Source organism: Kitasatospora sp. NPDC043949, assembly GCF_056435365.1.
On the sequence record NZ_JBWKEQ010000006.1, the window covers coordinates 140,832 to 152,163 of the forward strand.

Sequence of the window (11,332 nt, forward strand, 5' to 3'; positions counted from 1 at the left end):
TGAGTATGGAACCCTTCGTCGAACACCACGGTCGCGCGGTCGCCCTGCGCCGCGACGACGTCGACACCGACCAGATCCTGCCCGCGGAGTACTGCAAGCGGGTCACCAAGAGCGGCTACGAGGACGCGCTGTTCGCCCGCTGGCGCGCCGAGGACGGCTTCGTCCTGGAGCAGCCGCGCAACGCGGGCGCGACGGTCCTGCTGGCCGGCCGGGACTTCGGCATCGGCAGCTCCCGCGAGCACGCCGTCTGGGCGCTGCGCGACTGGGGGTTCCGCGCCGTCGTCGCCACCGGCTTCGGCGACATCTTCCGCCGCAACGCCCTCAACAACGGCCTCGTCCCGGTCGACCTGCCGACCCCCGTGGTCGAGGAGCTGATGGACCTCGCGGAGTCCGCCGAGGGCCTGCGGCTCACCGTGGACCTGCGGGCCGGCCTGCTGCGCCGGCCGGGCGGCGAGCACCCGTTCACGGTCGACGCGCGGGCCCGGGCCCGGCTGCTCGAAGGGCAGGACGTGATCGCGGAGACCCTGCTCAGGAGCGGGGACATCGAGGCGTACGAGGCGGGCCGCCCGTCCTGGCTGCCCGAGATCCCGCGCGGCGCCTTCGACCGGGCCGAACAGCGGCTCCGGGGCGAAGCGCCGCTCCAGACCGAACAGCGGCTCCGGACCGACGCCGCGGGAGTGAGCCGATGAGCGCCACCACGCACCATGACACCCCGGCCCGCCGCGCCCTGGGCGCCGAGCGGGTGGCCGGGCTGCCCGGCGGGGGGCTGGCCGCGCTGCTGCTGGAGGGGCTGCCCCCGAACACCGTGGACCTGGCGGTGGGCACCCCGGCCTACCCCGACACGCCGCCCGGGCTGGTCGAGGCGGCGGTGGCCGCGCTGCGCGCCGGCGTCCACCAGTACCAGGATCCGGCCGGGTTGGCGCTGCTGCGCGAGCGGATCGCCGCGGCCCTGCCCGGCGCCCCGGACCCGGGCTCCGAGATCACCGTCACCGTCGGCGGCAGCGAGGGGCTGGCCGTCGCCCTGCTCTCGCTCGTCGACCCCGGCGACGAGGTGATCGTGTTCGAGCCCTTCTACGAGAACTTCCTCAGCGCCATCGCCCTCACCGGCGCCCGCCCGCGCCCGGTCCGGCTGCGGGAGCCCGACTGGAGCGTCGACCCGGACGAGCTGGCCGCGGCCTTCGGACCGCGCACCCGCGCCGTCATCGTGAACAGCCCGGCCAACCCGACCGGCGTCGTCCTGGAGCGCGGCACCCTCGACCTGCTCGCCGAGCTGTGCCGGCGCTGGGGCGCCGTGGTGATCTCGGACGAGGTGTACGCCGGGTACGTCTACGAGTCGGCCGGCTACCGCTCGGTCGCCGAGATCGAGGGCCTGGCAGACCGCTCCGTGGTGGTCGGCAGCCTCTCCAAGAGCCATGCGATCAGCGGCTGGCGGCTCGGCTTCCTGCGCGCGGCGCCGGAGCTCACCGCCCTGCTGCGCAAGGTGCACGTGGCCACCACCGGCGGCGCGGCGGCCGCGCTCCAGCACGCCGCGGCCAACGCGGACCTGCTGCTGCCGGAGCGCTGGGACCACGCGGCGGGGATGCGTGAGCGGCGCGACCGGACGGTGACCCTGCTGCGGGACGCCGGATTCGACTTCACGCCCCCGGCCGGCGGCTGCTACGTGCTGGCCCGGATCGACGGGCTGACCGACGAGCCCAGCCCGCGCTTCGTCCGCACGCTGCTCGCCGAGACCGGTGTGCTGGTGGCGCCGGGCACCTCGTTCTTCGTCGATCCGGCCGATGGCGAGCGCTACGTCCGGATCGCCTTCAACCGTCCACTCCAGACCCTCGACACCGCTGCCGAGCGGCTTCGCGCCCGCAGCCCGCAGAAGGGAGTCACTCCGTGACAACCGCCATCAGCATCTCGACCGAAGCGCGGCACGACGGACTGGTCCTCGGGATCACCGCCGAGACCGCGGGCAACCGGCTGGTCGACCTCGGCAAGGAGCAGGGGGAGTTCATCCGCCAGCGGATCACCGAGCACGGCGCGGTCGTGCTCAGCGGCTTCGACTGGCAGGAGTGGCCGGAGCTGGACACCTTCGTCAACGCCGTCGTCGGCCGGCCGCTCGACTACACCGAGCGCTCCTCGCCGCGCACCGAGCTGCACCCCGGGGTGTTCACGGCCACCGACCACCCGGCGACCGAGGAGATCTTCCTCCACACCGAGCAGTCGTACAACCTGAACGTCCCGCGCTACCTGTTCTTCTTCTGCCGCCAGGAGTCGCCGGACGGCGGCGCCAGCCTGCTGGCCGACTGCCGCGCCCTGCACGCCGGGCTGCCCCGGGAGACCGCCGAGCGGTTCGAGCGCGAGGGCTACCTGCTCGTCCGCAACTTCCGCCCCGGCCTGGGCCTCTCCTGGCAGGAGGCGTTCGGCACCAGCGACCCGGACGAGGTCAAGGCCTACTGCGACGCCAACAGCATCGAGCTGGAGTGGCTGGAGCGCAACCACCTGAGGACCCGTCAGCTCCGCTGGGCCGTCTCCACCCACCCGGAGACCGGCGTCCGCTCCTGGTTCAACCACCTGACCTTCTTCCACGCCCGCACCCTGCGCGAGGACGTCGCCGACTTCCTGCTGGAGGAGTACGGCCCGTGGGGGATGCCCACCAACACCTTCTACGCGGACGGCAGCGAGATCCCGGACGAGGTCGTCCGGCAGCTCCAGGCCGCCTACCGGGCGCAGCAGATCGACGTCAACGTGCACACCGGTGAGGTCCTGATCGTGGACAACATCAGCGTGGCGCACGGGCGGGCCCCCTTCGTGCCGCCGCGCGACCTGTTCGTCAGCATGGCCGGGGCGCACGCGTGGTCCGAACTCCGCCCGGTGGAGCGGACGTCGGCGCCCGCGGTGGCGCTGCCGACCCCGCCGCAGTGACCTCGGGCAGTACGACGGCCGATGCCGCCGTGGCAGCCGAGCCGGGCCCGCCGCCGCTGTCCCGCAACCGCGAGTACAACGTGCTGTGGACCGCGAACATGGTCTCCCAGCTGGGGGCGCAGGGCACGCTGATCGCGTACCCGCTGCTGGTGCTCGGGCTCGGCGGCTCCGCCTTCGAGGCCTCGCTGGCCGAGTTCGCGATCGCCGGGTCGCGGGCGCTCTCGGCGCTTCCCTCGGGGGCGCTGGCGGACCGGGTCAGCCGCAAGACGCTGATGCTGGTCTCGGAGTTCGGGCGGGCCGTGGCGCTGGGCCTGCTCGCGCTGCTGGTGGCGATCGGGCACGCGCCGCTGGCGGCCATCGTGGTGGTGGCGGTGGTCGAAGGGGTGTGCACCTCGCTGTTCGGCACCGCCGACCAGGCGCTGCTGCCGAGCGTCGTGCCGTCCTCGCAACTCGCCGACGCCGTCACCCGCAACACCGCCCGCTACTACCTCGCGACCATCGTGGGTCCGGGGATCGGTGGATTCCTGTACGGCGTCCAGCGGTTGCTGCCGTTCGTCGCCCAGGCGGTGACCTCGGCGATCGCCTTCGTCACGCTGCTGTTCCTGCGGCTGCCCGCGCCCGCGCCGGTGCCGGTGCCGGCGCCGGCGCCGTCGCCCGAGGGCAAGGGCGAGGGCGGGGACGCGGAGCGGACCGAGGGGGCGTTGCAGGCGATGGCGTCGGGGCTGCGCTGGCTGCGCGGCAACCCGGCTGTGCGGGCCACCGTGCTGTTCGGCACCGCCTTCAACCTGGTGTTCAGCGGCCTGTTGATCGCCGTGGTGGTGATGGCCCAGCAGGACGGGCGGTCCGGTGCCGAGGTCGGCGCCATCGGCGCCCTGGTCGGCGCGGGCGGCGTGTCGGGTGCGCTGGCGGCCGGGCGGCTGCGCCGCTCGCTCTCGCCGTTCACGGCGCTCATGGTGCTGACCTGGGCCTCCGCGGTGCTGGTGCCGCTGCTCGCGGTGGTGCCGACCGGCTGGCCGGCCGGGCTGGTGCTGGGGGCCACCGCGTTCCTCGCGCCCACCGCCACCGCCCTGGTGGCCGGTCATCAGATGATGGTCACCCCCGATGAGATGCGCGGCCGGCTGGCCGGCCTGATCGGGGTCTCGATGGGCGCGGGCGCGGCGCTCGGCCCGCTGCTGTGCGGGCTGCTGCTGGAGACCGTGCACGCCGTGCCCACCGTCCTGAGCTGTGCGGCGGCGTTCCTGCTGATCGCACTCGGCGTGGCCGTCACCCCCGCGGTCCGTGCCTTCCCCGCCCTGCCCGACAACCGGGAGCACCCGTCCGGGAGTTGAGGAGGGAGACACGCAGGAGGGGCGGCGCCCGACCGGCGCCGCCCCTCTCCGCGTGTCTTCCTTCGGCCGTTCAGGCCCGCAGGTAGGTGAGCACGGCGAGCACCCGGCGGTGGCCGCTGTCCGGCGTGGGCATGTTCAGCTTGGCGAAGATGTTGCCGATGTGCTTGTTCACCGAACTCTCCGCGATGAACAGCATCTCGGCGATGGTGCCGTTGTTGCGCCCCTCCGCCATCAGCGCCAGGACCTCGCGCTCGCGCTGGGTCAGCGAGGACAGCGGGTCGTCGCCGGCCCGGCGGACCATCAGCTGCGAGATGACCTCCGGGTCCATCGCGGTGCCGCCGTCGGCGACCCGCTCCAGCGCGAGCAGGAACTCCTCGGCACGCCCCACCCGGTCCTTCAGCAGGTAGCCGACCCCGGAGGCGCTCTGCGCCAGCAGCTCCGTCGCGTAAGCCCGTTCGACGTACTGCGAGAGCACCAGGACGGGCAGGTTGGGCAGTTGCTTGCGCGCCTCGACGACGGCGCGCAGGCCCTCGTCCCGGAACGTCGGCGGCAGCCGGACGTCCACCACGGCGACGTCCGGGCGGTGTGCGAGCAACGCGGGCAGCAGGTCGTCCCCGTTGTCCACGGTGGCGCACACCTCGTGCCCCTCGCTGTTCAGTAACAGGACCAGCCCCTCACGGAGCAGGGCGTTGTCCTCGGCGATCAGGATCCGCATGGAATCTCCACCTTCAGTACGGTCGGGCCCCCGGGCGGGCTGAACAGGTCGGTGGTGCCGTCGAAGGCGGCGACCCGGCGCCGGAGTCCGAGGATCCCGCTCCCCGTGCCCTCGGTGGCGCCGCCCTTGCCGTCGTCCTCGACCCTGATCGAGATGGCGTCCGACGCGATCCGCAGCCACACCAGCGCGCTGCGCGCCCCGCTGTGCTTCGTGATGTTGGTGAGCGCCTCGGAGATCACGAAGTAGGCCGCGGCCTCGGCGGCGGCGGGCGCGCGGGGCGCCGCGCCGGCCGACTCGTCGATGTCTATCCGGGTCGGGACCCCGCACAGCGCGGTGAGCGCCCGGACGGCGTCGGTCAGCCCGCGGTCGGCGAGCACCGGCGGGTAGATGCCGCGGACGAGGTGGCGCAGCGACTCCAACGCCTGCTCGGCGAGGTTCTGGGCCGCGTCCACCATCTCCGGGACCTGCTCGGGCCGTTGGCCGAGCGCGCGCTTGATCATGCCGAGGCGCAGCGAGACGGCGACGATGCCGGCCTGCGCCCCGTCGTGCAGGTCGCGTTCGATCCGGCGCAGTTCGGCGTCGTGCGCGTCGAGCGCCTCGGCGCGGGTCACGGAGAGTTCGCGGACCCGCTGCGCGAGCGCGACCCGGGGGCGGGCGGTCAGCAGCCGGCGGGACATCCGGGCGTGCACGAGGGCCAGCCCGCGCATCGCGGCCATCGCCACCACGGCGTAGCCGATGCCGATGAACACCGCGACGAAGGACTTCAGCCACGAGTCGACGTTCATCAGGATGATCGAGTTGCGCTCGCCCGACGCGAGCTTCCACCACACTGGTGCGGACAGCCAGTTGAAGGCGTTGCCGCAGATGCTCAGGGCGAAGATGCACAGGGCCGAGCCGACGACGCCGTGGGTGATCACCCAGAGCAGGTCCTTGCGGACGGCCGGGTCGCGCAGGGAGGGCTTGCGGGGGCCGGTGCGGCCGGGCTCCAGGTCGCGGTAGGGCGTGCGGACCTCGGTCTCCAGCAGCCGGCCGACCCACCGGCGGTGGACCTCGGCGTACCTGCGCAGCACCCGCAGTGTCCTGGGCAGCAGCAGGAAGCCCGTTCCGACCAGGCAGAGCGCGAAGATGATGGCGATCAGGTAGAACAGCAGCAGCCCGGCGAGTCCGGTCATCAGGCAGAGCAGGACGTAGCCCGCGGCCGGAGGGAAACGGATCACCGTCTGGCGGACCCACTGCTCGGGCTGTAAGCGTCGCAACTCGGCAATGCTGGGGGCGCGCACGGCTCCTAAAACCCTCCGAGTCGTCATCCCGATCACCCTACCACCGTCCCAAATGCGGCGGTGGGTGGCACTTTTCTGCACCATCGACTCTCCAGTTCGTGCCCTGGTTCCGTACCTGCTCCAGGACTTACCTTCGTGAACGTCAAGTAGTGCGTGCGAGTGGTGGAGGCCGGAAGTGAGCAGAAAGGGACGCGGAGCGCGGACGGAGGAGTTCCAGGGCGCGGCCGCGGAGGAGGAGTACGCGGCGCCGCCGCGACCGGACGGCAGTGCCGCGCTGGACGCTCACTGGGTCGTCCGCCTCGACGGGGTCCGGAAGACGTACGGCAAGGGCGCCGGGGCCGTGCACGCGCTGCGCGATCTGTCCCTCGCCTTCGCCCGGGGCACCTTCACCGCGGTGATGGGCCCGTCCGGGGCGGGCAAGAGCACCTTCCTGCACTGCGCCGCCGGGCTGGACCGCCCGGACGCCGGCTCGGTGGTGCTCGGCGGTACCGAACTGGCGCAGCTCAGCGAGGTCGATCTGACCATCATGCGCCGGGAGCGGGTCGGCTTCATCTTCCAGGCGTACAACCTGATGGCAGCGTTGACCGTCGCGGACAACATCACCCTGCCGCTGATGCTGGCCGGCCGCCAGCCGGACCACCAGTGGTTGCAGCAGGTCGTGACGCAGGTGGGTCTCGCCGACCGGATGAGCCACCGGCCCTCGGAGCTGTCCGGCGGCCAGCAGCAGCGGGTGGCCATCGCCCGGGCGCTGGCGGCGCGGCCCGAGGTGGTCTTCGCGGACGAGCCGACCGGCGCGCTGGACACCCGCACCGCCAAGCAGGTGCTGACGCTGCTGCGCGAGGTCGTGGACAGCCTCGGACAGACGGTGATCATGGTGACCCACGACCCGATCGCCGCCTCCTACGCGCACCGCGTGGTGTTCCTCGCGGACGGGAGCTACGCGGAGGAGATGACGCATCCCACGCCGGACCGGGTGGCCGAGCGCATGACCCGGCTGGGGGAGTGGTGAGGCGTGTTCAGGCTCGTCGTACAGACCGTCAAGGAGCGTAAGGCCGGGTTCGTCGGGGCGTTCGTCGCCCTGTTCGGCGCGTCCGTGCTCGTCACGGCCTTCGGAATCATCCTGCAGTCCGGCATCGGCAACGGGGTGCCGGTCCAGCGCTACTCCGGCGCTGCGGTCGTGGTCGGCGGTCAGAAGCACTTCACGGTCCACGAGGCCAAGAAGAGCAAGTCCAAGGACCTCAAGGACGCCGTCGGCGTCCCGATCGACCTGGTCGACAAGGTCGCCAGGACCGAGGGCGTCGACAAGGCCGTCCCGGTGCTCACCTTCCCCGCGCAGGTCGTCTCCAACGACGGCGAGGAGCTGGTCAAGGGCGCCGACGACCGGACGTCCAACGGCACCAACTGGGGCGCGGCCGCGCTCGGCCCGTACGACCGCAACGGCGACGAGCCGAAGCGGGCCGGCGAGGTGGTGCTGGAGAAGTCCGTCGCCGACCACCGCAAGGTGAAGGTGGGCGACAGCGTCAAGATCGCCTCCACCCGGGACGCCAGCTCGTACAAGGTCGTCGGCATCGTCACCTACAAGGGCGGCGGCGGTGCGCTGCGCACCCCGCCGGTGTTCTTCTCCGACGACGAGGCGCGCACCCTGTTCGGCCGCACCGACCAGGTCAGCGCCATCGGCGTGCTGGCGCCCAAGGACACCAACGCCGGCAAGCTCGGCGACCGGATCGACAAGGCGCTCAAGGGCTCCGCGATCGACGTCTACACCGGTGACGGGCGCAGCAGCGTCGAGAACCCGGACGTCGCCTCGGCCCGGGGCAGCCTGAAGGAGCTGGCGGGCTCGCTCGGCGGCACCGTCGTGCTGATCACCATGATGGTGGTGGGCAGCACCCTGGCGCTCAGCGTGCACCAGCGCCGGCGCGAGCTGGCGCTGTTGCGCGCGGTCGGCGCGACGCCCAAGCAGATCCACAAGATGATCTCGGGCGAGGCCCTGGTGATCTCGCTGGTGGCCTCGATCCTGGGCTGCTTCCCCGGCATGCTGGCCGCCGGGGTGCTGCGCGGGGCGCTCGGCGCGATCGGTATCCTGCCGGACGACTTCGAGTTCTCCTACGGGCCGATCCCGGCGATCGCCGCGGTCGGCATCGGCGTGATCGCCGCGCAGGTGGCGGCGTTCGCGGTGGCCCGCCGGGTGGTGTCGATCCGGCCGGTGGAGGCGCTCAGCGAGGCCCAGACCGAGCAGCCGGGCATCGGCGGCGCCCGGGTGGCCATCGGGATCCTGCTGTTCGTCCTCGGATTCTGCGCGTCGCTGCTGCCGCTGTTCTTCGGCAGTATCTTCGCGGTGGCCGCGGCCGGCAGCGGCGGCCTGATCATGGTGATCGCGATCCTCATGCTGGCCCCGCCGGTGGTGGCGAAGGCGACCAGGCTGATGGCCGCGCCGTTCCAGCGCCGGTTCGGGACCCTCGGGTTCCTGGCCGTGGCCAACACCCGGGCCAACGCCCGGCGGCTGGCGGCCGGCATCGGCCCGCTGATCCTGGCGATCGGCTTCGCCTCGGTGCAGCTGTTCATCCCGACCACCACGTCGGGTGCGGCCGAGGCGCAGGCCCAGGCGGGCGTCGTCGCCGACTACACGGTGACCAGCGAGTCCGGCGGCCTGCCGGTCACCGCGCCGAAGTTCATCGCCGGCCTGGACGGGGTGGACGCCGCGGCCGGGACGGTGCGGGTGGACCTGTTCGCCTCGACGAAGATGCTCGGCTCGCCGGAGATCTTCGACTACAAGGCGCAGGGGCTGACCCCGGGCAACCTGAGCCGGGTCGTCGACCTGGACGTCTCCGAGGGCTCCCTGGACAACCTGTCCACGGACACGGTGGCGATCAGCAGCGGGGCTTCGGCCACGCTCGGCGCCAACGTCGGCGGCCAGATCAAGGTGCACATGCCCGACGGGCAGACGCTGGAGCCGAAGGTGATCGCCGTGTACAAGCGCGGCCTGGGCTTCGGCGACATCACCCTGTCCTACGACACCGTGCTCCAGCACAGTTCGCGCCGGATGTACGACTCGGTGCTGGTGCGGGCCAAGGACGGCGCCGACAAGAAGAAGGTGATCGGGGAGCTCACCGGGCTCAACGACCGCTACCCCGGGGTGCACGTCCAGGACAAGGGCGGCCTGTCCGCCGCCCAGGAGAAGGCCGGCACGGCCAACCTGTTCGGCAGCGCGCTGCCGCTGGTCCTGGTCTTCGGGTACATCGCGGTGGCCGTCGCCAACACCCTGGTGATGACCACGCTGTCCAGAGCACGGGAGTTCGCGCTGCTGCGGCTGGTGGGCGCGACCCCCGAACAGGTCATGCGGATGATGCGCACCGAGACGCTGATGCTGATCCTGATCGCGGTGGTGGTCGGCAGTCTGGTGCCCATCGTGCCGTTGATGACGGTGAGCATGGGCCTGACCGGGTCCCTGGTTCCGCACATTCCTCCGCTGCTCTACCTGGCGATCGTGGCGGCGACCTCGGCCCTGGCCGCGGCGGCCGTTCTGGTGCCGACCAAGCTCGCCCTGCGCGCCCGCCCGGTGGAGGCCATCGGACTGCGCGAGTAGCTCCGCCCGCACCATTGCCACACCGACCCGCCGATGGGGTCCGCGACCGCGGACCCCATCGGCGTTTTCGGGTTTCCGGGCAGGTCGAACGGCGTTTCGCAGTGCGGCAACCAGGGTCATTCGGCTGCCGCTTAACGACCCTGACCGGCCCCGCCGCCCGGTGTTAGCCTGCATTCACCAGAGCGAATTCCCCTTTTGCGTAATCCCCGTACCGACGAGCCGTGGACGGAACACGGCCGAACGGGGCTGTTGTGCTGCGCCTTTTTCGGATTCCGGTGAATGCGGTGGGTGGGTTTTAGTGAATTCACAGTCATGGCGTGAAAAGGCCGGACGGCTCGCGCGCGAACACGGTGTGTGCTCCCTCCGGTGCGCCTTCTACGACGCCGGCGAACTCCACGTCGCCGAGGCGGGTGCGGAGCCCGGGCCGGCGCCCGCCGCGCCGTTCGCCTCGCTCACCAAGCTCTTCACCGCGACGCTGGCCATGCAGCTGGCCTTCGACGGCGACCTCGACCTGGACCTGCCGGTCGGCGAGTACCTGACCGAACCACCCTTCGCCGAGCTGAGGCTGACGACTCGTCACCTGCTCAGCCACTCCTCCGGGATGGTCTGCGACGGCCCCGGCGACGGCGGGCTGCGGGCCGCCGTCGCGGCCGGCCCGCTGTTCGCCCCCGGCACCGCGTTCTCGTACTCCAACGCCGGGTTCGCCCTGGCCGGAAAGGTCATCGAGGCCGCCGCCGGGGTGAGTTGGCGCAACGCCGTGACGGACTTCCTGCTCCGGCCGCTGGACATCGAGCCGGCCTTCCTGGCGGTCGGCGAGATCCCCCGCGACCTAGCCCCCGCCGCCGCGATCGCCGGCACCGTCACCGACCTGGTCGCGTTCGCCCGGCTCCACCTGGACGACCGCGACGCCTCGCACGCCGCCCTGCTCGACCAGGATGCCGTCCGGGAACTGGCCGAACCGCCCTTCGACACCCTGCCGTTCGGCCTGGCCGACGGCTGGGGCCACGGCTGGGCCCGGTACGGCAACGGCGCCGACCGCTGGCTCGGTCTCGACGGCGTGGGCGCGGGCGCCACCTGCCACCTGCGGATCCAGCCGGAACGCGGCACCGTGATCGCCCTCCAGGCCGACTCCGCGGCCGGCCTCGGCGCCTGGCAGGACCTGCTGGCCCAGCTCCGGGCCGAGGGCGTGGACGTCGCCGGCTACGCGCCGGGCCCCGCCGCCGGCGCCGCGCAGGACCTGTCGGACCGCGTCGGGCAGTGGGCCAACGGCGAGACCGTGTACCGGATCCGCCCCGGCGCCGACGCGGCGGACGGCGCGCACCCCGGCGCCACCGTCCTGGTCGACGACGACGGGACGGAGTACGACCTGACCGGCCGAGGCGAGCGCTTCTTCGCCGCCCGGCACCCGCGGCTGCCCGAGGTGGAACACCTCGGCCGCTTCCTGCTCGACCCGGAGACCGGGCGCGCGGACCACATGCAGTTCGGCGGGCGCGTCCTGCGACGCGTCGCCTGAACA

At 72.5% G+C, this 11,332-nt stretch carries 9 protein-coding genes; 7 read left to right on the forward strand and 2 right to left on the reverse strand.

The genetic code is table 11. The features are described from left to right. Positions 1 to 5 precede the first annotated feature (5 nt). Genes leuD through AC07AL_RS07880 form a run of 4 tightly spaced genes read left to right on the forward strand, consistent with a single transcriptional unit; the run spans position 6 to position 4,238 of the window. Positions 6 to 689: a 3-isopropylmalate dehydratase small subunit gene (gene leuD, locus AC07AL_RS07865; RefSeq protein WP_478317183.1), complete on the forward strand. Its 684-nt coding sequence runs from the start codon at positions 6 to 8 to the stop codon at positions 687 to 689. Then, entirely contained in the window at positions 686 to 1,885 is a 1,200-nt protein-coding gene (locus tag AC07AL_RS07870) for a pyridoxal phosphate-dependent aminotransferase (RefSeq protein WP_363585140.1), read from the forward strand. Before leuD ends, AC07AL_RS07870 begins: the two co-directional genes overlap by 4 nt. Then, a complete protein-coding gene (locus AC07AL_RS07875) occupies positions 1,882 to 2,910 on the forward strand; it encodes a TauD/TfdA family dioxygenase (protein ID WP_363623342.1) in 1,029 nt (342 codons plus the stop codon). Before AC07AL_RS07870 ends, AC07AL_RS07875 begins: the two co-directional genes overlap by 4 nt. Positions 2,911 to 2,939: 29 nt before the next feature. Next, a complete protein-coding gene (locus AC07AL_RS07880) occupies positions 2,940 to 4,238 on the forward strand; it encodes an MFS transporter (RefSeq protein WP_363585136.1) in 1,299 nt (432 codons plus the stop codon). 70 nt (positions 4,239 to 4,308) lie between these two features. Here AC07AL_RS07880 and AC07AL_RS07885 read toward each other — a convergent pair whose 3' ends face one another. Together AC07AL_RS07885 and AC07AL_RS07890 are read right to left on the reverse strand one after the other, a co-directional pair. Further along, entirely contained in the window at positions 4,309 to 4,953 is a 645-nt protein-coding gene (locus tag AC07AL_RS07885; RefSeq protein WP_350880992.1) for a response regulator transcription factor, read from the reverse strand. After that, complete coding sequence (locus tag AC07AL_RS07890) at positions 4,941 to 6,209, reverse strand: sensor histidine kinase (protein ID WP_363585134.1); 1,269 nt, start codon at positions 6,207 to 6,209, stop codon at positions 4,941 to 4,943. Before AC07AL_RS07890 ends, AC07AL_RS07885 begins: the two co-directional genes overlap by 13 nt. A gap of 298 nt (positions 6,210 to 6,507) precedes the next feature. Between AC07AL_RS07890 and AC07AL_RS07895 the strand changes: the two genes are divergently transcribed. From AC07AL_RS07895 to AC07AL_RS07905, 3 genes are all read left to right on the forward strand, one after another. Beyond that, positions 6,508 to 7,242: an ABC transporter ATP-binding protein gene (locus tag AC07AL_RS07895; protein ID WP_063351478.1), complete on the forward strand. Its 735-nt coding sequence runs from the start codon at positions 6,508 to 6,510 to the stop codon at positions 7,240 to 7,242. A 3-nt stretch (positions 7,243 to 7,245) separates the two neighbouring features. Then, complete coding sequence (locus AC07AL_RS07900; protein WP_363585132.1) at positions 7,246 to 9,816, forward strand: ABC transporter permease; 2,571 nt, start codon at positions 7,246 to 7,248, stop codon at positions 9,814 to 9,816. 352 nt (positions 9,817 to 10,168) lie between these two features. After that, the gene (locus AC07AL_RS07905) at positions 10,169 to 11,329 is read left to right on the forward strand and encodes a serine hydrolase domain-containing protein (protein WP_478317184.1); all 1,161 of its coding nucleotides are present in this window, start codon (positions 10,169 to 10,171) and stop codon (positions 11,327 to 11,329) included. Positions 11,330 to 11,332 lie beyond the last annotated feature (3 nt).

Excerpts from the sequence above, each read along its gene's own strand:
- AC07AL_RS07870 (WP_363585140.1), top strand. The coding sequence starts at position 686 with ATGAGCGCCACCACGCACCATGACACCCCGGCCCGCCGCGCCCTGGGC.
- AC07AL_RS07885 (WP_350880992.1), bottom strand. The coding sequence starts at position 4,953 with ATGCGGATCCTGATCGCCGAGGACAACGCCCTGCTCCGTGAGGGGCTG.
- leuD (WP_478317183.1), top strand. The coding sequence starts at position 6 with ATGGAACCCTTCGTCGAACACCACGGTCGCGCGGTCGCCCTGCGCCGC.